Consider the following 21,628-nt stretch of genomic DNA (forward strand, 5'->3'; position numbering starts at 1 on the left):
ACTCTGTTCTGAGCAGATCGGCCCGCGGCGGCGTTGAGCGCGGGAAGGGGGAGGAATGATGCGGGAAACGTCCTTGCGGCAGCGGCTCGCGACGTCGGCCGCTGCGGGAGCGCTCATGGTTGCCCTGTCGTCGGGGTCCGGAGCGGCGCAGGCGCTTCTCGTGAGCGAGACGGGTGGCACCGTCTACGATGTCCACGGCGACGAGACACACGACGATCTCGCCGTCGGCATTCTGTCGGGCGAGTCAGGGACGGTCCGGGTCGGCCCGGGAGAGCATCTGACCACCGGCACGACAGGCCTTCCCGGAGGCGTTCTGGGCTACGACGCCGGAGCGACGGGCGTCGTCGAGATCGACGGTGCGGGTGCGATCTGGACGGATATCGGCGACAGGACGGATATCGGCGACAGCGGTGTCGGCGTGGTCGAGATCACGAGTGGCGGCGAGCTCGAGACGAAGAACGGGCGTCTCGGGCGCGAGCTCGGCGGCTACGGCTCGGTGCTCGTCGATGGCGCCGGCTCGCTCTGGACCAACACGATCGACCTGATCATCGGTCAGGCCGGCGACGGCGAGGTGGTGATTTCCAACGGCGCCGGGGCCGTGACCGGACGGATCGGCGTCGGTGGCGCGACCTTCGATTATGACGGCGACTCCGGCACCGGAGCGGGTGAACTGACGATCACCGGGGCGGGCTCGACGCTCTTCAATGCCGGCGGCATGGATCTCGGCCGCGTCGGGGCTTCGGGCTATCTCGAGGTGAGCGACGGCGGCGCCCTGACCTTCACGGGGACCGGCCTCTATGTCGGCGAGGACGGCGCGGCGTTCTTCACCGGCGAGGGCACGGCGATCAACGTTTCCGCCGGCAACATCAGCATGACGGGCGGCCAGATGGTCGTCGACGATGGCGCGACGGTCGAGACCTACGACGCCTATATCGGCTCGTCCGAGGCGACGATCGCGATCCTCGGCGTCGTCGGGCCGACCACGTCCTGGACGACCGACGGCTGGTTCTATGTCGGCGGCGTCAGCGGCAACACGTCCGGCGGTGATGGCAACGGCCTCGTCTTCATCCTCGACGGTGCCCACGTCACCGGCAGTTCGGTCGGCGCCGGCATGGATCTCGGCTCGTTCGGCCGCATCGTCGTCGCCGGGGCGGGTTCGTCGCTTTCCGCCGTGCCGAATGTCGATCGGAGCATGACGGGCAATCTCTATGTCGGTTACGCCGGGGAGGGCGTGATCGTGGTGGCCGAGGGTGGCGCCATTTCGGCCGCCAACGAGATCCGCATCGCCTATGGCATCGCGTCGAGCGTCGGCACGCTGGTCATCGGCTCCGAGTCCGACAGCCCTGCCGCCGCGCCGGGCACCGTCACCGCCCCCAAGATCGTCTTCGGCGATGGTGACGGAACGGTCCTCTTCAATCACACGGCCGAGGATTACGACTTCGACCTCGTCATGGACGGGGCGGGCACGATCCGCGCCTTGGCCGGCGAGACCATCCTGTCGGCGGATTCCCCCGGCTTCTCGGGGGCGGTCGACGTCGAGGGCGGCACGCTGCGCGTCAATGGCGACCTCTCGGGCGGCGACGTGACGGTCTATTCCGGGGCGACCCTCGGCGGCGTCGGCACGATCGGCGATACGGTCGTGCTCGCCGGTGGCGTCCATGCGCCGGGCAATTCCATCGGCACGCAGACGATCGACGGCGACTATACCAATAGCGGCACGCTGCGGGTCGAAATCGGCGTCGGCGGCTGGGACAAGCTGATCGTCACCGGCGAGGTCGACGTCTCGGCCGCGCGGCTCGACATCGTGCCCTGGCCTTCTTCCGGCGTTTCCGTCTCGGTGATCGATTCGCCCTTCGTGATCATCGAGAACCAGAGCGGGCAGGCCTCTGTCGCGCAGTTCGGCTCGATCCGCGATTTCGCCTTCCTCGACGCAGATGTCGTCTATGACGCCGGGGCGGACGACAACGACGTCGTGCTGACGCTGACCCGCAACGGCCGCGGCTTCGTCGACGCGGCTGTGACGCGCAATCAGGCCGAGACGGCGGCGGGCGCCGATTCGCTGCCGACATCGAGCGCGGTGTGGAACGCCGTTGCCTTCGCCGCCGACGACGCCGAGGCGGCCGGGATTCTCGACCAGCTTTCCGGCGAGATCCACGCCTCCTTCGCCGGCGCATTGATCGTCAACAGCCGCTTCGTCCGCGATGCAGCGACGATGCGCCTCGACTCCGCCTTCGACGCGCCGGTCGCGCAGGCGCTCGGCTACGGACCCGATGGCGCCGACCGTCTCGCCGCCGCCGCCGACCGGCTCAGCTACTGGATGGGCGGCTATGGCGCCTGGGGCAGCCAGGACGGTGACGGCAATGCCGCCGGCATCGACACCTCGACGGGCGGCGTGCTGATCGGCGCCGACGGCGCGGTCGGCGGCTGGCGGCTCGGTGCGCTGGTCGGCTATGGCGTGACGAGCGCCGACGCCGACGCGCGGACGTCGTCGGCCGACAGCGACGACGTCCATCTCGGCCTCTATGCCGGCACGACGTCGGGACCCTTCGCCGTCCGTTCGGGCCTCGCCTACAGCTTCCACAGCATCTCGAGCACGCGCCATATCGCGGTGCCGGGCCTCGAGGAGACGCTGAAGAGCGATTACGACGCGGGGACGACGCAGGTCTTCGGCGAGGTCGGCTACACGATCTCGACCGACCATGCCCGCTTCGAGCCCTTCGCCGGCCTCGCCTATGTCCATCTCGCGACCGATGGCTTCACCGAGACGGGCGGGCTCTCGGCGCTCGTCGTGGACGACAGCGGCAACGACACCGCCTTCGCGACGCTCGGCATCCGCGCCTCGAGCGCCTTCCTGCTCGGCCAGAAGATGGCGTCCCTGCGGGGCACCGTCGCCTGGCAGCACGCCTTTGGTGACACCGAGGCGGCCATCGGCCAGGCCTTCGACGGCGGCATCGCCTTCACGGTCGCCGGCGCGCCGATCGGCACCGACGCGGCGCTCGTCGAGGCGGGCCTGGCCGTCGATCTCTCCGAGGCCGCCCGCTTCGATATCGGCTATCGCGGCCGGATCGGCGACGACGCACAGGATCACGGCCTGAGGGCGGATTTCGGCCTGCGCTTCTGAGCTTCCCAGCACAACGAAAAGGGCCTCCCGCGGCGCCGCGGGAGGCCCTTTTCGCATCCGGCTCGCGGCGGCGTCAGGCCGCGCGGCGGCGATCGTGCCGGCCTTCGCCGATCTCCTCGATGATCTTGCCGACGAAGGCGTCGAGATCCTGGGGCGACCGGCTGGTGACGATGCCCTCGTCGGTCACGACCTCCTGATCCACCCAGTTCGCGCCGGCGTTCTTCACGTCGGTCTTGATCGAGCCGAAGGATGTCGCCGTCCGGCCGCGCAACGCATCCGCCTCGACGAGCAGCCACGGGCCGTGGCAGATCGCGGCCACCACCTTGCCGTCGTCGACGAAGCGGCGCACCAGCGCGACGGCCTTTTCGTCCCGGCGCAGGATGTCCGGGTTGATCTGGCCGCCGGGTATGACGAGGGCGTCATAGCGGGCAGGGTCGACCGCCTCGATGGCGAGGTCGGCGTCGAGCGTGTCGCCCCAGTTCTTCTCCGCCCAGGCCTTGACCGGCTTGCCGCCCGGCGAGGCGATCTGGACGGTCGCGCCGGCCCGGCGCAGTTCTTCGAGCGGCGTCTTCAGCTCGGATTCCTCGAAGCCGTCGGCCGAAATGATCAGGACCTTCGCGTCCGAAATGCGCGGCATCTTCTTCTCCTTCTGGTTCCTCCGGCCCCTCGGAATGTCGGGGGTGATCGTCTTCTGCCGATCAGAGCCGCGGCAGGTCCTGGCCGAGCGGCGGGATGTAATCCGGTTCGGCGCCCGCCTGGTCGTCGATGCCCGCATCGTCGACGGGATAGGGCTCGCCGCGGACCCGGCCGAGCGGATTGGTCGCCGGAATCTCCTGCGGTTCGCTCTGCGGCAGCTCGGACGGCGTATTGCCGGGCTCGCTTTCCGGTGTCGGCTCGGGCGGCTGCGGCATGGGCTGCGGGTCGTGCAGCGGCTGCGGCTGCTCGGGCGTGCGGGTCGGCTGCGCGGGATCGGACATGGTTCAATCTCCTTCGCCTGACCAACAGGCCGGGCGGGGAGGGGTTCCACACGCGAACGCGCTCGGTCGCCGCGAGGACTGGCCGGATCGCCCGCCGCTCCGTAGCATGGCGCCCGCGATTCACTGGAGGAGAAGAGGCCATGCAGACCCGCGCCGCCGTCGCCTGGGAGGCGAAGAAGCCGTTGACGATCGAGACCGTGTCGCTCGATGGTCCGGGCCCGGGCGAGGTGCTCGTCGAGATCATGGCGACCGGCGTCTGCCACACCGACGCCTACACGCTGTCGGGCCTCGATTCGGAGGGCAAGTTCCCGGCGATCCTCGGTCACGAAGGCGCCGGCATCGTCCGCGAGGTCGGCGCCGGTGTGACGAGCGTGCGCGTCGGCGATCACGTCATCCCGCTCTACACGCCGGAATGCCGGCAGTGCAAAACCTGCCTGTCGCGCCGGTCGAACCTCTGCACCTCGATCCGCTCGACGCAGGGGCAGGGCCTGATGCCCGACGGCACCAGCCGCTTCGCCTGCGAGGGCGACACCGTCTTCCACTATATGGGCTGCTCGACCTTCTCGAACTTCACCGTGCTGCCGGAGATCGCGGTCGCGAAGGTGCGTGAGGACGCCCCCTTCGAGAAGATCTGCTATATCGGCTGCGGCGTGACGACGGGCATCGGCGCGGTGGTCTACACGGCGAAGGTCTGGCCGGGTGCCAATGTCGTGGTCTTCGGCCTCGGCGGCATCGGCCTCAACGTCATCCAGGGCGCCCGCATGGTCGGCGCCGACAAGATCATCGGCGTCGATCTCAATCCCGCCAAGGCCGAGATGGCGCGCCGCTTCGGCATGACGCATTTCGTCAATCCGGACGAGGTCGGCCGCGACAAGGTCGTTCAGGCGATCGTCGACCTGACCGGTGGCGGCGCCGATTTCTCCTTCGAGTGCATCGGCAATGTCCACACCATGCGCCAGGCGCTCGAATGCTGCCATCGCGGCTGGGGCGAGTCGATCATCATCGGCGTCGCGCCGTCCGGCACCGAGATCTCGACCCGGCCGTTCCAGCTCGTCACCGGCCGGGTCTGGAAGGGATCGGCCTTCGGCGGCGCCCGCGGCCGGACCGACGTTCCGAAGATCGTCGACTGGTATATGGACGGCAAGATCGAGATCGACCCGCTGATCACCCATGTGATGCCGCTCGAGGAGATCAATACGGCCTTCGAACTGATGGAGAAGGGCGAGTCGATCCGCTCCGTCGTGGTGTTCTGAGACCGCGCGCCGCGCGCGTTCGATGTTGCCGCCCGGCCGGCTTCCCTGTAAGCCGCGTCGGGGGCCCTGGACGAGCGAGGACGACGTGGCGACGGTCGGAACGATGGCCTCCGCGCCCGAAGCGGGCATGATCGGCCGCCTCGCCGAGGCGGTCGAACGGTTTCTCGGCGCGGTCGCCGCCTCGCGGTCGGCGAGCCTCGCCCTCGTCGCGGCGGTCGCCTTCCTCGCCTTCCTGCCCGGCCTCGTGACGCTCGCGCCGTCCGACCGCGACGAGCCGCGCTTCGCGCAGGCGACCAAGCAGATGGTCGAGACGGGCGACTATTTCGACATCCGCTTCCAGACCGAGCCGCGCTACAAGAAGCCGGTCGGCATCTACTGGCTGCAGGCGGCGGCCGTCCATCTCTCGGGGGACGGCGCCGCGGCGCCGATCTGGATCTATCGGCTGCCCTCGTTCCTCGCCGCGATCGGCAGCGCCTGCGCCGTCTGGTGGATGGCGCTCGCCTTCGGCCGGCCGCGCGCCGCGCTGCTCGCCGGGCTGATGATGGCCTCCTGCCTCGTGCTCGGCGTCGAGGCGCGGCTCGCCAAGACGGATGCCGCGCTCCTCCTCACCAGCACGGTGGCGCTCGGCGTGCTGGCGCGCGCCTATGTCGGGCGGGGCGCGCCGCTCGGCCGTTGGCTGCCCTTTCTGTTCTGGACCGCGCTCGGCCTCGGTATCCTGATCAAGGGCCCGATCGGGCCGGGCCTCGTCGCGCTCGCCGCGCTCGCCCTGTCCGTCGAGCGCGGCGATCTTCGCTGGCTGGCGCCGCTGCGGCCGGCTCTCGGCGCGGTCTGGATGCTCCTCCTCGCGCTGCCCTGGTTCATCGCCATTACCGCGACGAGCGGGCTGACCTTCTTCCGCGAGTCGGTCGGCCGCGACATGCTGCAGAAGGTGTCGAGCGGCGTCGAATCGCACGGCGCACCGCCCGGCACCTATGCGCTGCTCGCGCTCGTCACCTTCTGGCCCGGCTCGATCGCGCTCGTCCCGGCGATCCGATCGATCTTCGACCGGCTGCGCGACCCCGCCATCCGCTTCGCTCTATTGTCCGGTGTGCCGCTCTTCCTGATCTTCGAGGCGCTGCCGACGAAGCTTCCGCATTATGTCCTGCCGGTCTATCCGCTGATCGCGCTCGCCGTGGCGACGGCGCTCGACGAGGGCGGGGGGCGGGTGCGCGGCTGGCTGACCGGGCTCGCGAGCTTCGGCGGCGCGACCATGGCGGCGGCGCTCGCCGTCGCCTCCGTGCTGCTTTCCTTCCATTTCGGCGAGCCGCTGCCGATCGCCGGGCTCGCGATCCTCGTGCCGGCGGTCGCGATCGGCATGGTCGCCGGCCTCGTCTATCGCCACTCGGCCGTGGCCGGCTCGACCTTCGCGGTCGCCGGAGCGCTCGTCACCTATCTGGGCGTGTTCGGCTTCGTCCTGCCCGGCCTCGAGGCGCTCCGGTTGAGCGAGCGGCTCGTCGCGGCGGGCCGCGCCGTGCTGACCTGCCCCGAGCCGGAATTCGCCAGCGCCGGTTTCGGCGAGCCCAGCCTCGTCTTCATCGCGGGAACGAAGACCGTGCTCGGCGGCGGCGACGACGCGGCCGACTTCCTTGCCGGCGGTGGTTGCCGGCTCGCCTTCGTCGACCGGCGCGAGCTGGAGAGCTTCAATTCCCGGATCGACGATCTCGGTCTCGACGTCGTCGGCCACGGCACGGTGTTCGGCTACAATCTGTCGAAGGACCGGACGCAGCGCATGGAGCTCTATACGCTCGCCGGCGCGCCGCGGTGACCATGTCGGCGTCGGGCGGAGGGCTCCGCGCCAATCTCGCCGGCGTGGCGTCGCACGCCCGGCGGGCCGCGGGCCGCCGCACCCGGCCGCCGCGCCGCGTCGACGCGATGATCGTCAGTGCGGCCGCGGTGACGCTCGTCCTCGCCGCGGCGATCCTCGCGGTCGGCCTCGGCCTCGACCGGCGTTCGATCGCAATCGCGCAGGATTCGCCGGCACCGGTGATCGCCTTCTTCGCCGTTCTCTCGGAACTCGGCCGTTCTTATTGGACGCTGGTGCCGAGCGGCCTTCTGGTCCTTCTTCTGCTTTGCGGCGACTGGCGGCGGGTCGAGCCCCGGGCGCGCGCCGCCTGGGCGGAGATCGGTGCGCTCGCCGCCTTCATCTTCGGTGCGGTTGGGGGGGCGGCGATCCTCGTCAACATCGCCAAGGAACTGGTGGGGAGGGGGCGGCCGCAGACCTTTGGCGAGATCGGCTGGCTCGGCTTCGAGCCGTTCCGCTTCGACTGGACCTGGCAGAGCTTCCCGTCCGGCCATTCGACGACGGCCGGAGCGCTGCTCGTCATCGGCGCGCTGGTCTTTCCGCGCCGGCAGGGGGCGTTCCTCGCCTTCGGCCTGGGCGTCGCGATCAGCCGTGTGTTCGTCGGCGCACATTATCCGAGCGACATCATCGCCGGCCTCGCCGTGGGCATCCTGTTCTCGCTGTGGCTCGCCGCGGTGTTTCGCCGTTGCGGCTGGGGCTTTGCACGGCACGGTCCCGACTCTATAAGGGCGCGCACCGCGGCACTGCGGCGGCTCCTGGCGCGGCCTCGGGGCGGCCGGGCGCTCCTCGCGGCGCTCGGCACAGCCTTGTCGCTTCGGCAGGCGCCCATCCGGGGAAGGTGATGACGACAGCCGCTCTTCGGCCGACCGGGCCGTCCACCGCCGGTGCGCCCGCGGTCTCCGTGGTCATTCCCGCCTGCAACGAGGCGGAGAACCTGCCGGAACTCGTCGGCGAGATCGAGGCGGCGCTCCGCGCCGTCGATTACGAGATCGTCCTCGTGGACGACGCCTCGACCGACGCGACGCCCACGGTGATCGCCGGTCTGGCCCGGCGCAGTCCCAGGATCCGCGGCGTCCGGCACGACGGCCGTTCGGGACAAAGCGCGGCGGTCCGCTCCGGCGTACTCGCAGCGCGGGGCGCGGTGATCGTCACGATCGACGGCGACGGCCAGAACGACCCCGCCTATATGCCGGCGCTGCTCGCGGCGCTCGAGCGCGGCGGCCCGAAGCTCGGCATCGTCGCGGGGCAGCGGCTGAAGCGCACCGACAGCGGCGCCAAGCGGCTCGCCTCACGCTTCGCCAACCGGCTGCGCGGCGCGATCCTCAAGGACGGAACGCGCGATTCGGGCTGTGGCCTCAAGGCGGTGCGGCGCGAGGTGTTCGTGCTGCTGCCCTTCTTCGACGGCTGGCATCGCTATCTGCCGGCGCTGGTCCTGCGCGAAGGCTATGGCGTCGCCCATGTCGACGTCGTGGACCGGAATCGCCGCCACGGCGTTTCCAAATACGGCATTCTCGATCGGGCGCTCGTCGGAGCGCTCGATCTGTTCGGTGTGTGGTGGCTGCGCCGGAGGCGGCGGAACGTACCCACCGTTTCGGAGATCGGCTCGAATGGCCCCTGACGTCCTCGCCAGCTTCAGCCGCTGGCTTCATTCCGTCTTCATCGACCAGCTCGACATCTGGGTTGTGGTCGGACTCCTCGCGCAGTTCCTGTTCACCATGCGCTTCGTGGTGCAGTGGATCGCCTCGGAGCGCGCCCGCCGCAGCGTCGTGCCGGCGGCGTTCTGGACGTTCTCGATCCTCGGCGGCAGCATGCTGCTCGTCTATGCGATCTATCGCGAGGACCCGGTGTTCATCCTCGGCCAGGCCGCCGGCCTCTTCATCTATCTGCGCAACATCTGGTTCATCCGCCGCGAGAAGCGCGAGGCGAACGGCGCCCCGGTCGTCAGCTGAGATTGCCGACGCGGGCAAAGCCCGCCTCGAGATCCTCGATCAGGTCGGCCGGGTCCTCTAGGCCGATATGGAGGCGGACGAGCGCTCCGCCGGCCTCGAACGGCGCGACGGTCCTCAGACCGGCGAGCCGGGCCGGCACGGCGAGACTCTCGAACCCGCCCCAGGAATAGCCGATGCCGAAAAGCGAAAGTGCTTCGAGGAAGGCGGCGGCCTTTCCATCGCTCCAGCCATTGAGCACGACGCCGAACAGCCCGCTCGCCCCGGTCATGTCGCGGCGCCAGAGCGCATGGCCGGGATCGCCGGGAAGCGCCGGATGGAGCACCCGCGCCACCTCCGGCCGGCCCTGCAGCCAGCACGCGACCTCGAGGCCGGACCGCATCTGCCGCTCCATGCGCACCGCGAGAGTCCGCATGCCGCGCAGCGTCAGATAGACATCGTCCGGGGCCGCGGTGAGGCCGAGCGCCTGGTGCGTTTCGCGCAGTTTTCCGAAAGCCCGTGCGTTCGCGGCGATGGTGCCGATCATCACATCCGAATGCCCGCCGAGATATTTGGTGCCGGCCTGGATGGAGAGATCGGCGCCCGCGACGAGCGGCTTGAAGAAGAGCGGCGTCGCCCAGGTGTTGTCGGCGACGAGCACCGCGCCGCGCTCGTGCGCCACGGCGGCGAGCGCCGGCACGTCCTGCATCTCGAAGGTGTAGGAGCCCGGGCTCTCGACATAGACGGCCCGCGTCCGTTCCTCGAAGAGGTCGGCGATGCCGACGCCGATCCGGGGATCATAGAAGGTGGTGCGGATGCCGAGCCGGGCGAGCGTCGTGTCGACGAGCCTGCGCGCGGGCCCGTAGACGCTGTCCGCCATCAGGAGATGGTCGCCCGCCGACAGTACGGAGAGCAGGGCGGTCGAGATCGCCGACAGGCCGGACGGGCAGAGAACGACGCCTTCCGCCTCCTCGAGTTCGGCGACCGCGCCCTCGAGCGCCGCGGTGGTCGGCGTGCCCTGCCGGCCGTAGGTCCAGCGCTGGCCGCCCGGCCGCATCGCTTCCACCGTCTCGAACAGCACGGTCGAGGCGTGCACGACCGGCGGATTGACGAAGGGGCCGGTCAGATCGCCGTCACGGCCGGCGCGAACAAGGCGAGTGGCCGGCCGGCGCGGCGCGCCTTCGTCGGGAGAGGACATGAAACCCCGCAAATTTCGGCTACGAAAAAAACTCGCGCACCGGAGTCAATTAGACCGTGTATCGGCTTGACCGAGGTCGAATAATGACCTCGAATGCGGGGGTCAACGCCGATCCCGCAGGGATGCGAGGGGATCGGCGGTCCGCCGAGGGGGCTTAGCGGGCGGGTCCGGTGCTTGCCGGCCTCGATGGGGAACGGCACGATGCGCACGGTGTGGGCGTGCGGCCCGCTTTCTTCCGATGATCGCGCGGGTAACGCGCCAAACAGAAGGGCTGCATGATGAGGATCAATTTCACTGCCGTTTTCGGAGCCGCCATCGGCGTCGCGCTCGGGCTCGCCGGGGCCGCTTCGGCCGCGACGCTCGACGACGTCAAGGCGAAGGGCTTCGTTCAGTGCGGCGCCAATCCGAGCCTGATCGGCTTCGCCACCGCCGACGAGAAGGGCGAGTGGTCGGGCCTCGACATCGATTTCTGCCGCGCTCTCGCTGCCGCGATCTTCAACGATCCGACCAAGGTCAAGTTCACCCCGCTCAATGCCAAGGAGCGGTTCACCGCGCTGCAGTCGGGCGAGATCGACGTCCTGTCGCGCAATACGACCTGGACCATGTCGCGCGATACCTCGCTCGGCCTGAAGTTCGCCGGCGTGATGTATTATGACGGCCAGGGCTTCCTGGTGCGCAAGGCGCTCGGCGTCTCCTCGGCTCTCGAACTGTCGAATGCGCGCGTCTGCACGCAGACCGGCACCACGACGGAACTCAACCTCGCCGACTATTTCCGCTCGAACAACATGCCCTATGAAGTGGTCGCCTATGAGAAGAACGAAGAAGTTCTTCAGGCCTATGAGGCCGGCCGCTGCGACGTCTATACGACCGACGCTTCCGGTCTCTATGCCGAGCGCCTGAAGCTCGCCGCTCCGGACGATCATATGATCCTGCCGGAGATCATCTCGAAGGAGCCGCTCGGCCCGGTGGTGCGCCAGGGCGACGACCAGTGGTTCAACGTCGTCAAGTGGACCTATTACGCGCTCGTCAATGCCGAGGAGCTCGGCATCACCCAGGCGAATGTCGAGCAGATGAAGACCTCCGAGAATCCGGAGATCAAGCGCTTCGTCGGCGCCGAGGGCGAGTTCGGCTCCGCGATCGGCCTGTCGAACGACTGGGCGGCCAATATCGTCGCCAAGGTCGGCAATTACGGCGAGATCTTCGACCGCAATGTCGGTCCCTCGACGCCGCTCGGCATCGCCCGCGGCCTCAACAATCTGTGGACCAAGGGCGGCCTGCAATACGGCATGCCGATCCGCTGATCGAGACACATCCTCGGGGCCGCTCACCGGCGGCCCCGGTTTTGACGGGCGAGGCGCCGACAAGGCCGAAAACGGTCACGGCGCAACGGAATCGGGAACCGGGCGGATGAACGCCCTGGCTCGAGAGGGGATATGGCGTCAACGGATGTGAGCGGTCCGCCGGTGGACCGTACGTCGTCTCTGATCAACAATCCGCGCTTCCGCGGTCTCTTCTACCAGGTCGCGCTCATTCTCGTCGTCGGCTGGATCGGCTACGACATCTATTCGAATGCGCTCGACAATCTGCGCCGGCTCAATCTCGTTCCGGGCGACGGCTTTCTCGACCGCACCGCCGGCTTCGGCATCATCCAGTCGCTGATCGACTATTCCGAGGCGTCGAGCTATCGCCGGGCGTTGTTCGTCGGGCTCATCAACACGCTGCTCGTCGCTGTGCTCGGCATCGTCTTCGCGACCCTTCTCGGCTTTCTGATCGGCATCGCCCGGCTCTCGCGCAACTGGCTGATCGCCAAGATCGCGGCCGCCTATGTCGAGATCTTCCGCAACACGCCGCTGCTCCTGCAGATCTTCTTCTGGTATTTCGCGGTGCTCCGCTCCGTGCCGGACATGCGCTCGAAATGGAGTCTGTTCGGGATCGCTCACCTCAACATCGGCGGTGTCTACCTGCCACGCCCGGTGTTCGGTCCGGATGCCGGCCTGATCGGCATCGCGCTGCTCGGCGGCGTCGCCGTCTCGATCATCGTCTCCAGCTGGGCGGCGTCGCGCCGGGAGGAGCTCGGCCGTCCGCCGCGGGTCTGGCCCGTCCATCTGGCGCTGATCGTCGGCCTGCCGGTGCTCGTCTTCTTCCTCGTCGGGCGCCCGATCTCCTTCAGCATGCCGGTGTTCAACGAGACCGGACCGCTCTTGCGGCGCGGCTTCGAACGCGGCAGCGGCCTCGTCGTCATCCCCGAGCTCGTCGGGCTCCTGCTCGCCCTCACCATCTACACCGCGGCCTACATCGCCGAGATCGTGCGCGCGGGCATCAGGGCGGTGAGTCACGGCCAGACGGAGGCCGCCTCCTCGCTCGGCCTGCGGCCCGGCCAGACGCTGCGTCTCGTCGTCGTGCCGCAGGCGATGCGGGTGATCATCCCGCCGCTCACCAACCAGTTCCTCAACCTGACGAAGAACTCCTCGCTCGCGGTCGCGATCGCCTATCCCGATCTCGTCTCGGTCGGCGGCACCGTGCTCAACCAGACCGGCCGTGCGGTGGAGATCGTGGGCGTCTGGATGGCAGTGTATCTGGGGCTCAGCGTGCTCACCTCGATCATCATGAACGCCTTCAACCGGCGCGTCGCGCTGGTCGAGCGCTAGGGGGAGCGGCCGGATGAGCAACCCGTCCGTCTATGTCCGCGCCGCGATGGCACCGGCCCAGCCGGCGCCGCGCTCGACCGTCGGCGTCGCCGGCTGGCTGCGGACCAACCTGTTTTCGAGTCTGTGGAACACGGTCCTGACGCTGCTCGCGATCGCCCTGATCGTGTCAATCGTCGTGCCGACCGTGCGCTTCACCCTCGTCGATGCCGTGTGGAGCGGCGAGGGCCGCGAGGCCTGCCTCGCCGCGAATGGCGCCTGCTGGGCCTATGTGAAGGCCTATCTGCCGCAGTTCATCTATGGCCGGTATCCGATCGACGAGCGCTGGCGGGTCGATCTCGTCTACGCCATGCTGGCGCTCGGGCTCGTGCTCCTGATGGTGCCGCGCATCCCGGCGAAGGGCGCGACGCTCGCCTTCATGCTGCTGGTCTTCCCGGTCGTCGCCTTCGTGCTCTTGACCGGCGGCGGTCTGGAACTCGACGGCGGGCTGATTCCCGACGACGTGATGGCACCCTCGGCGTTCCGCTTCTGGATCGAATATGGCGCCGTCTGCGCCGTGCTCCTTGCGCTTGCCGCGGCGCTCGCCGCCTGGCAGGGCGCTTCCGTCGCCCGCACGCTGCGCAATCTCGCCGCCGCGCTCGCCGTGCTCGCGGTCGTGCTCCTCGCGGTGTCCGTCGATGTCGGTCTCGAACATGTCGAGACCGCGAACTGGGGCGGCATGCTCGTGACGCTGGTCGTCGCGGTCACCGGCATGACGGCGTCGATGCCGCTCGGTGTGCTGCTCGCGCTCGGGCGGCGGTCCAACATGCCGGTGGTGCGGCTCGCCTCCGTGGTGTTCATCGAGGTCTGGCGCGGCGTGCCGCTGATCACCGTGCTCTTCATGTCCTCGGTGATGCTGCCGCTCTTCCTGCCCTCGGGCGTGACGATCGACAAGCTGTTCCGGGCGCTGGTCGGCGTCGCCCTCTTCAACTCGGCCTATATGGCGGAGGTGATCCGAGGCGGCCTGCAGGCGATCCCGCGCGGCCAGTACGAGGCGGCCCGCGCGCTCGGCCTCGGCTACTGGCAGATGATGCGGATGATCGTGCTGCCGCAGGCGCTGCGGCTCGTCATCCCCGGCATCGTCGGCTCCTTCATCTCGCTGTTCAAGGACACCACGCTCGTCCTGATCATCGGCCTGTTCGATTTCCTCGGCCAGATCCAGGCTTCGGCGAACAGCGCCACCTGGGCCTCGCCGGTCACCGGGATCAGCGGCTATATCTTCGCCGCCTTCGTCTACTGGATCTTCTGTTTCGGCATGTCGCAATATGCCGGCTTCGTCGAGCGGCGGCTCGATACCGGCTACAAGAGATGAACAAGGGGAGAGACGATGTCGGACGTTAGCGCCGCCCCCGGCGAGGAACTGGCCGTCGACCGGTCGAAGATGCGGGTGTCGAGTACCGAGGTGGCGATCGAGATGGTCGACGTCAACAAATGGTACGGCGAGTTCCACGTTCTGCGCGACATCAACCTCAAGGTGATGCGCGGCGAGCGGATCGTCGTCGCCGGCCCGTCGGGCTCGGGCAAATCGACCATGATCCGCTGCATCAACCGGCTCGAGGAGCACCAGAAGGGCCGCATCGTCGTCGACGGCAAGGAACTCACCAACGACCTGCGCAAGATCGACGAGGTGCGGCGCGAGGTCGGCATGGTGTTCCAGCACTTCAACCTCTTTCCGCACCTCACGATCCTCGAGAATCTGACGCTCGCGCCGATCCATGTCCGCCGCATGCCCCGGCGCGAGGCGGAGGAGGTGGCGATGCTCTATCTGAAGCGGGTCAAGATCCCCGAGCAGGCGCACAAATATCCGGGCCAGCTCTCCGGCGGCCAGCAGCAGCGCGTCGCCATCGCCCGCTCGCTCTGCATGAATCCGCGCGTCATGCTGTTCGACGAGCCGACCTCGGCGCTCGATCCGGAAATGATCAAGGAAGTGCTCGACGTGATGGTCGGCCTCGCCGAGGAGGGGATGACCATGGTCTGCGTGACGCACGAAATGGGCTTCGCCCGCCAGGTCGCGAACCGCGTGATCTTCATGGATGCCGGCCAGATCGTCGAGCAGAACGAGCCGGAAGCCTTCTTCACCAATCCGCAGCACGACCGGACCAAGCTCTTCCTCAGCCAGATCCTGCACTGAGGGCCGCCGTCTGCCGGGGCCGGTCCCGGCCGGCGGTGCGGAAACGAAAAAGGGGCGCCGCGAGGCGCCCCTTTGTCGTGTGGGTCGACGGGTTACCGGCCGCTGTTGAGCAGGCCGCCGATCGGGCGGATCGCGACGCGGCGGTTGGCGCGTTCCGGTCCGTCCGTCGGGATCTTCAGCTCCTCCTCGCCATAGCCTTGCGTGACAAGGTTTTCCGGCGGGATATTGAAGTATTCCGTGAGGATCGAGGCGACCGACTCGGCGCGGCGGTCCGAGAGTTCGAGGTTCGACAGTTCCGTGCCCACGGCGTCCGTGTGGCCCTCGATCAGATAGACGGCATTCGGGTTGCGCCGGATGGCGCGGGCGAGCGCCTGGCCGAGCGCGTCGAGCTTGTCGATCTCGCCGCCCCGGACCTCGGCCGAACCGGTGTCGAAGGTGATCGCATCGAGATCGATGCGGCGCATCTTGTCGCGCAGCCGCCGGTTCTGGCGGATCTCGTCGAGCGTGTAATCACGCTCGACCCGCGCGACCGGCGGCGCCTCGAGGGCGCGTTCGATGTCCCGCGCGTTCGCCCGGTCGGCATCGACGATATACTCGTCGCGTGGAATGTCGATCACCACGGGCGGCAGATCGAGACCGAAGTCGAAGTCCGGGCGGTCGCGATCCCGCCGCGGCCGGTCGCGCCGATCGCGGACATTGTCGATCAGCACCGTCTCGTCGCCGTTCCGGTCGATCCGGATGCGGCGGATGAGATTGCCGTCGCGATCCGTCACAGTCACGATCTGTACGCCGTTCGGCCGCGTGATGGTGGTGACACGGTCGCCGTTCGGCCGCACCTCCTCCTCGACATCGCGCGCATCGCGGCGGAAGCGCCGCGTATCGTCGTGCTGGATCGTCACACCTTCATCCGTGCGGATGATGATGCGGCCATCGTCGCGCCGGATGATCTCCGCATCGCCGTCGCGCCGCCGATCGGGCCGGCCTTCGCCCCGGTCGCGGCCGTTCTCGTCGCGACGATCACCGCGGTCGCGTCCGTCGCGCGGAGGCGGCGGCGTGCCATCCCGCGGCGGCGGGCCGGCATCGCGGTCGCGCGGCTGGCCGTCGCGATCACGCGGTCGATCGCGATCGCGGCGGGGCTCCTCGGCCGGGGGGGCCGCTTGGGGCGGAGGGGGCGGCGGCGCAGCCTCGGGAGCAGGCGGGGGCGGAGCGGCTTCCGGCGGCGGCGCGGGCTGCTCGTCGCGATCCCGCCGACGCTCGCGCTCGCGGCGCGGCGGCTCCTCGGCCGGCGGCGCAGCCTCGGGAGCGGGCGGCGGGGGTGCAGCTTCGGGCGCCGGCGGCGGCGGGGCGGCTTCCGGCGCGGGCGGGGGCTGGGCCTCTTCGTCCCGGTCGCGGCGACGCTCGCGGCGCGGCGGTTCCTCCGCCGGCGGCGCGGCCTCGGGCGGTGATGCGGCTTCCGGAGCCGGCTGGGCCTCTTCGTCCCGGTCGCGGCGACGCTCGCGGCGCGGCGGTTCCTCCGCCGGCGGCGCGGCCTGTTCGGCCGGTGCGGCCTCCGGGGCGGGCTCCTCGGCGCGCTCGCGCCGGCGCTCGCGCGGCGGTTCCTCGCCGCCGGCGCCCTGCGCCGCCTTCAATTCCTGCAGCGCGCGGGCGAGCGCACGGCGGGCGGCGCGGACATCGCCGCCGCTCGCTTCCGCGTCGCGCAGCGCCGCCTCCGCCTCGTCGACCGCGGCCTGCGCCGCGGCGACGCGGCCGTCCGCCTGTGCGAGCACGATCGGCGCCTCGCTGGCCGCCGCCGCGATGCCCGCCGGCGCGGCGAGCGCGATCGCCGCGACCGTGCCGAGCAGGATGATCCTCGAAGTGCTCATGAACGTTCCTTCTTCTGCCGGCCCGGCGTTCGGGACGCCGGGGCCGCCCCCATTGGCCGCATTCTCTGTTTCATCGGCGCCGGATCGCGGCACCCTGGCGGCGAGACTGCCGCAGGGCGCCTGAACCGTGCCTGAACGCAAAATGGCGCCATTCGGGCGAAGTTCCGGCGGATGTCGGCCGCCCGGGGTGGGCCGCTCAGTCGGCGGGGCCGGTGACGACCGCGGTCTCCGGCCGGCCGCCCCATTCCGCCCAGGAACCGTCATAGATCTTCGGTTGCGGCGCGCCGATCGTTTCGAGCGCCAGCGCCACGACGGCGGCCGTGACGCCGGAGCCGCAGCTCGCGATCACCGGGCGCGTCGGGTCGACGCCTGCGTCGGCGAAGAGCGCGGCGAGCGCGGCGCCGTCCTTGAGCCGGCCGTCGGCGATCACCGCGCTCGCCGGCACGTTGCGGGCGCCCGGCATGTGGCCGGAGCGCAGGCCCGGGCGCGGCTCGGGCGCCTCGCCGCGGAAGCGGTCGCCGGGGCGGGCGTCGACCACCTGCACGCCGTCCGCGCCGAGCGCCGCGGCGACGGTCCCGATCCCGGCGACGGCCTCGGCATCGAGCGCGGCGTGGAAGGTCGCCGCCTCCGGAGCGGCGTCGCCGCTCTCGAGCGGCCGGCCCTCGGCGCGCCATTGCGGCAGGCCTCCATCGAGCACGAACACGTCGCGGGCGCCGAAGACGCGCAGCGTCCAGCGCACGCGCGGTGCGGAGAAGAGGCCGGCGCCGTCATAGACGACGATCGTGTCGGTGTCGGAGAGGCCGAGCGCACCCATCGCGGCGGCGAAATCCCCCGCCGAGGGCAGCATGTGCGGCAGCGGCGAGGCACGGTCGGAGATCGCGTCGATGTCGAAGAACACGGCGCCGGGGATGTGGCCGGCGCGGTATTCGGCGAGCGCGTCGCGGTTGGCGGCGGGCAGATACCAGGAGGCGTCGACCACCTTCACCCCCGGCGCGCCGAGCCGTTCGGCGAGCCATTCGGTCGAGACGAGCGGGCCGGTCATCGGATGTTCCCTTACACGAGGCGGATGCGGACGCGGCGGTTCTGGCGGCCCTTGTTCTCGATCTTGGCGATCGCGAGCGGCCCGATCTCGGCGGTCGAGGCGACATGGGTGCCGCCGCAGGGCTGCAGGTCGACGGAGCCGATCCGCACCAGCCGGACCCGGCCGCTGCCCATCGGCGGCTTGACGCTCATCGTCTTGACGAGACCGGGATTGGCGAGCAGCTCCTCGTCGGTGATCCACTCCGTCGTCACCGGATGATCGCCCGAAACAAGGGCGTTGAGCTTCTCCTCGATCTCCTCCTTCGCCGGCACGGTGCCGTCGATATCGAAATCGAGATGGCCTTCTTCCGGGCCGATCCGCCCGCCGGTGACCGGGAAGGGGAGGACGACCGAGAGGAGGTGCAGCCCGGTGTGGATCCGCATGTGGCCCTGCCGGCTCGGCCAGTCGACCGCGAGGCTCACCCGCTCGCCGACCTCCGGAGGCACGGCGCCCTCCGGCAGGACGTGGACCACCTCGCTCTTCGTCTCGCCATAGACCGTCGTCGCAACGGGGAGAATCGAACCGTCGGCGCGGATCAGCTCGCCGCGGTCGCCGGGCTGGCCGCCGCCGGTCGGGTAGAAGACCGTGCGGTCGAGGATGACGCCGCCCCGCTCGTTGACGGCGAGAACCGTCGCCTCGGCGCGGGTCTCATAGGCGTCGTCGCGAAAGAGCAGGGCAGTCTCGAAGGCCATCAGGTCACCGGCTCATAGGGAATGGCGATGTCGCTCCGGCGCTCGAGAAAGGCCGGCACGGGCAGGCCCTTGTCGCGCAGGAAGGCGGGGTTGAAGAGCTTCGACTGATAGCGGCTGCCATAGTCGCAGAGAATGGTGACGATGCGGTGGCCGGGCCCCAGCTCGCGCGCCATGCGGATGGCGCCGGCGATGTTGACGCCGGACGAGCCGCCGAGCACCAGCCCCTCGTGCTCGGCGAGGTCGAACACCAATCGCACCGCCTCCTGGTCCTCGATCCGCCAGGCCTTGTCGACCGGCGCGCCCTCGAGATTGGCGGTGATGCGGCCCTGTCCGATGCCCTCGGTGATCGAGGAGCCCTCGGCCTTCAGCACGCCTTCCGTATACCAGGAATAGAGCGCCGCGCCGGGCGGGTCGGCAAGGCCGATGGCGATCGAGGGATCGCGCTCCTTGAGCGCGATGCCGACGCCGGCGAGCGTGCCGCCCGAGCCGACCGCGCAGACGAAGCCGTCGATCCGCCCGTCCATGTCGCGCCAGATCTCCGGCCCGGTGCCCTCGATATGGGCCTGCCGGTTGGCGACATTGTCGAACTGGTTGGCCCAGACCGCGCCGTCCGGTTCGGTGGCGGCGAGCTCATCGGCGAGCCGGCCCGACAGTTTCACGTAATTGTTCGGGTTCTTGTAGGGGACGGCGGGCACCTCGACGAGCGTTGCGCCGGCGAGCCGCAGCGCGTCCTTCTTCTCCTGGCTCTGCGTCTCCGGGATGACGATCACCGTGCGGAATCCCAGCGCGCCGCCGACGAGGGCGAGGCCGATGCCGGTATTGCCCGCGGTGCCCTCGACGATCGTGCCACCGGGCCGCAGCACTCCGCGGGCGATCGCATCGCGGACGATGAACAGCGCGGCGCGGTCCTTGACCGACTGGCCGGGATTGAGGAACTCGGCCTTGCCGTAGATCTCGCAGCCGGTCGCCTCGGAGGCGCGGTTGAGCCGGATCAGCGGCGTGTTGCCGATGGTGTCGAGGACGGAGGCGGCTGGGGGCATGGAGTCCTTCGTGTGGCGCCGGCCCTCTGCGACCTGAGCGGGACGGAAGCCGAAACTAATGCCTCGGCCCGGGCCTATCAAGGAATGGACGTCTTCATCTCCCGCCCGCGGGAGAAGGACGTTCGGCAAGGCCGCCGTCGGGGCGCGGCCGCAGCCGCAGGAAGGCCGGCCGCTCGAAGAGGAAGCGCGCCGGCGTGTCCCGCACGAGCCGGGCGAGTGCAACCGGCATCGCCACGGCGGTTGCGCTGACGACGAGAGAGGTGGTGCCGAGATCGAAGAGGCCGAGCTTCAGCAGCACGACACGCGCGATCGCCATCGGCAGGAAGAAGGCGAGATAGACGACGATCGAGCGGCTGCCGAGCGCCCGCAACCAGCCCGCGGCGCGGAGCGGGGCCGCGAGCGCCGCCCCGGTCACCACCGCGCCGGCGCCGAGAAAGCCGAGCAGAAGGCCGAGGCCGGGCACCTCCGAGACGCCGGTCGCGACCGCCGCGCCGTTCGCGATCCCCCAGGCGATCAGTCCGCCGAGGGCCGCCGCCCGGTGCCGCGCCGCGGCGTCCGCGAGGCGGAAGATCGCCGGCGCGAGGGCGTAGCCGGCATAGAAATAGACGAAGCGGGCGGCGAATTCGTCGGGCACCATCCAACCCGTGTCGATGCGCGCGACCTGCAGCGCCGCCGCCGCGGCGAGCACGAGCGGCCCGGGCACGCCGCGCAGCACTTTCGCGACGACGAAGAAGATCGGCAGCAGATAGATGAACCAGAGCGTGCCGAACGGATCGATGAAGGCGAGCAGATAGGCCTGAAAGGCCGCCTCGGCGCCCCCTTCGGCCGCCATGCCGGGCGCCTTGAAGGCGAACTGGATGGTCAGCCACAGGACGTAGAAATAGGCGAAGTGGAGGACCTTGCGGTCGAGATGGTCGCGCCAGGGGCGGTCGATCACCCGGGCGAGAAAGAGGCCGGAGATCATGAAGAAGTCCGGCATGCGGAAGGGCTTCGCGAAGGCGACGACATGCGTCATCCAGCCTTGGGCACCCGCCGCCTTCTCGACGCCGAGCGTCGAGTGCATCACCACGACCATGACGATGCAGAACCCCTTGGCGATGTCGACCCAGTCGACCCGCCCCGTTCCCGTGCCCCTCGGCATGCCTGTCATAGGCGGAGAGAAACAGCGCCGCGGCCGGCTTGTAAAGCGCCGCCGTCCACTCAGGCCGCGTGAGCACCCCGCTGGGCTTCGGGCTTGCGCAGCGGCGGCCGCTCGTCGGCATTCGGCCCGGCGAGCGCGAGAATGGCATCGAGCCGGCGCGGATAGGGGCCGATGCGCGTGCCGTTGGGGCGGACGATGAAATAGGATCCGGGCGAAACGTAGCGAATCTCGGCGTTCATGGCGCGACCTCCGGCACGTTCCAAACGACCGGCGTCCCGCTTCGTTCCCAAGCGGAAGGAGACCCTCACCCTTTGCATCCAGGCTCGGCTTCGCTCGCCAAGATGCAAAGCCCTCTCCCGCGGAGCGGGAGAGGGGATGCCCGATCCCGGTGCATCCTCTCAGGATGCTCGGACTATGGGGCGCGTACATCGCGGAATGGCCGGCCTGAAGGCGAGCGCCACGGCCGGGACCCCCTCTCCCGCTCCGCGGGAGAGGGCCGGGGTGAGGGCCTTTCCTCCGTCGATGAAGAGAGGCGCACCCTCACCCTTCCGGCCTGAGCATCTCGGCCGCTGCCGCGGCCTGCGACGCCAAGGCCGGAAGCCCTCTCCCCCCTCGGGGGGGGGGGGGGGGGGGGGCGCGGGGGGGGCGGGGGGGGGGCGCCCCCCCCCCCCACCCCCCGCGGC

General features: G+C 69.8%; 19 protein-coding genes. 10 read left to right on the top strand and 9 right to left on the bottom strand.

Annotated elements, in window-relative coordinates; all coding sequences use genetic code 11:
• Positions 1-160: 160 nt before the first annotated feature.
• Entirely contained in the window at positions 161-3,121 is a 2,961-nt protein-coding gene (locus GGQ63_RS19545) for an autotransporter domain-containing protein (protein WP_183858289.1), read from the top strand.
• A gap of 73 nt (positions 3,122-3,194) precedes the next feature.
• On the opposite strand, the gene GGQ63_RS19550 is transcribed toward GGQ63_RS19545, so the two are convergent.
• Positions 3,195-3,758, bottom strand: coding sequence for a DJ-1/PfpI/YhbO family deglycase/protease (locus GGQ63_RS19550; RefSeq protein WP_183858290.1), 564 nt, complete (start codon positions 3,756-3,758; stop codon positions 3,195-3,197).
• 61 nt (positions 3,759-3,819) lie between these two features.
• The gene (locus GGQ63_RS19555; protein WP_183858291.1) at positions 3,820-4,098 is read right to left on the bottom strand and encodes a hypothetical protein; all 279 of its coding nucleotides are present in this window, start codon (positions 4,096-4,098) and stop codon (positions 3,820-3,822) included.
• A 140-nt stretch (positions 4,099-4,238) separates the two neighbouring features.
• Between GGQ63_RS19555 and GGQ63_RS19560 the strand changes: the two genes are divergently transcribed.
• From GGQ63_RS19560 to GGQ63_RS19580, 5 genes are all read left to right on the top strand, one after another.
• Positions 4,239-5,351 (top strand): S-(hydroxymethyl)glutathione dehydrogenase/class III alcohol dehydrogenase, encoded by a 1,113-nt coding sequence (locus GGQ63_RS19560; protein ID WP_183858292.1) that lies wholly within the window; start codon positions 4,239-4,241, stop codon positions 5,349-5,351.
• Positions 5,352-5,436: 85 nt separating this feature from the next.
• Positions 5,437-7,155, top strand: a complete 1,719-nt coding sequence (locus GGQ63_RS19565) for a glycosyltransferase family 39 protein (protein ID WP_183858293.1) — start codon at positions 5,437-5,439, stop codon at positions 7,153-7,155.
• Between the two features lie 2 nt (positions 7,156-7,157).
• Entirely contained in the window at positions 7,158-8,033 is an 876-nt protein-coding gene (locus tag GGQ63_RS19570) for a phosphatase PAP2 family protein (RefSeq protein WP_246429894.1), read from the top strand.
• Entirely contained in the window at positions 8,033-8,809 is a 777-nt protein-coding gene (locus GGQ63_RS19575; RefSeq protein ID WP_183858295.1) for a glycosyltransferase family 2 protein, read from the top strand. The genes GGQ63_RS19570 and GGQ63_RS19575 overlap by 1 nt, the downstream gene beginning before the upstream one ends.
• Entirely contained in the window at positions 8,799-9,140 is a 342-nt protein-coding gene (locus tag GGQ63_RS19580; protein WP_183858296.1) for a lipid-A-disaccharide synthase N-terminal domain-containing protein, read from the top strand. The genes GGQ63_RS19575 and GGQ63_RS19580 overlap by 11 nt, the downstream gene beginning before the upstream one ends.
• On the opposite strand, the gene metC is transcribed toward GGQ63_RS19580, so the two are convergent.
• A complete protein-coding gene (metC, locus tag GGQ63_RS19585) occupies positions 9,133-10,314 on the bottom strand; it encodes a cystathionine beta-lyase (protein WP_183858297.1) in 1,182 nt (393 codons plus the stop codon). The two genes, GGQ63_RS19580 and metC, sit on opposite strands and share 8 nt — an antisense overlap.
• A 275-nt stretch (positions 10,315-10,589) precedes the next feature.
• On the opposite strand from metC, the gene GGQ63_RS19590 reads away from it, so the two are divergent.
• The 4 genes from GGQ63_RS19590 to GGQ63_RS19605 all read left to right on the top strand — a co-directional run bounded on the left by GGQ63_RS19590 (position 10,590) and on the right by GGQ63_RS19605 (position 15,129).
• A complete protein-coding gene (locus GGQ63_RS19590; protein ID WP_183858298.1) occupies positions 10,590-11,615 on the top strand; it encodes an amino acid ABC transporter substrate-binding protein in 1,026 nt (341 codons plus the stop codon).
• 132 nt (positions 11,616-11,747) lie between these two features.
• Positions 11,748-12,962 carry an amino acid ABC transporter permease gene (locus tag GGQ63_RS19595; protein WP_183858299.1) on the top strand — a complete coding sequence of 405 codons (1,215 nt, stop codon included), beginning with the start codon at positions 11,748-11,750 and terminating at the stop codon, positions 12,960-12,962.
• A gap of 13 nt (positions 12,963-12,975) precedes the next feature.
• The gene (locus tag GGQ63_RS19600) at positions 12,976-14,310 is read left to right on the top strand and encodes an amino acid ABC transporter permease (protein ID WP_183858300.1); all 1,335 of its coding nucleotides are present in this window, start codon (positions 12,976-12,978) and stop codon (positions 14,308-14,310) included.
• A 15-nt stretch (positions 14,311-14,325) separates the two neighbouring features.
• Positions 14,326-15,129 carry an amino acid ABC transporter ATP-binding protein gene (locus tag GGQ63_RS19605; protein ID WP_183858301.1) on the top strand — a complete coding sequence of 268 codons (804 nt, stop codon included), beginning with the start codon at positions 14,326-14,328 and terminating at the stop codon, positions 15,127-15,129.
• Between the two features lie 92 nt (positions 15,130-15,221).
• Here GGQ63_RS19605 and GGQ63_RS19610 read toward each other — a convergent pair whose 3' ends face one another.
• The 6 genes from GGQ63_RS19610 to GGQ63_RS19635 form a co-directional block, all read right to left on the bottom strand.
• Positions 15,222-16,991 (bottom strand): OmpA family protein, encoded by a 1,770-nt coding sequence (locus GGQ63_RS19610; protein WP_183858302.1) that lies wholly within the window; start codon positions 16,989-16,991, stop codon positions 15,222-15,224.
• 196 nt (positions 16,992-17,187) lie between these two features.
• Positions 17,188-18,033, bottom strand: a complete 846-nt coding sequence (gene sseA / locus GGQ63_RS19615; protein ID WP_183858303.1) for a 3-mercaptopyruvate sulfurtransferase — start codon at positions 18,031-18,033, stop codon at positions 17,188-17,190.
• A gap of 11 nt (positions 18,034-18,044) precedes the next feature.
• Positions 18,045-18,764 carry an alanyl-tRNA editing protein gene (locus tag GGQ63_RS19620; RefSeq protein ID WP_183858304.1) on the bottom strand — a complete coding sequence of 240 codons (720 nt, stop codon included), beginning with the start codon at positions 18,762-18,764 and terminating at the stop codon, positions 18,045-18,047.
• On the bottom strand, positions 18,764-19,804 hold the full coding sequence (locus GGQ63_RS19625; RefSeq protein ID WP_183858305.1) for a cysteine synthase A: 1,041 nt from the start codon (positions 19,802-19,804) through the stop codon (positions 18,764-18,766). Before GGQ63_RS19625 ends, GGQ63_RS19620 begins: the two co-directional genes overlap by 1 nt.
• Positions 19,805-19,898: 94 nt before the next feature.
• A complete protein-coding gene (locus GGQ63_RS19630) occupies positions 19,899-20,954 on the bottom strand; it encodes an acyltransferase family protein (protein ID WP_183858306.1) in 1,056 nt (351 codons plus the stop codon).
• A 50-nt stretch (positions 20,955-21,004) separates the two neighbouring features.
• Entirely contained in the window at positions 21,005-21,184 is a 180-nt protein-coding gene (locus GGQ63_RS19635; RefSeq protein WP_183858307.1) for a hypothetical protein, read from the bottom strand.
• Positions 21,185-21,628 lie beyond the last annotated feature (444 nt).

It is taken from the genome of Prosthecomicrobium pneumaticum (genome assembly GCF_014199915.1).
In the GTDB taxonomy this organism is placed as follows: domain Bacteria; phylum Pseudomonadota; class Alphaproteobacteria; order Rhizobiales; family Kaistiaceae; genus Prosthecomicrobium; species Prosthecomicrobium pneumaticum.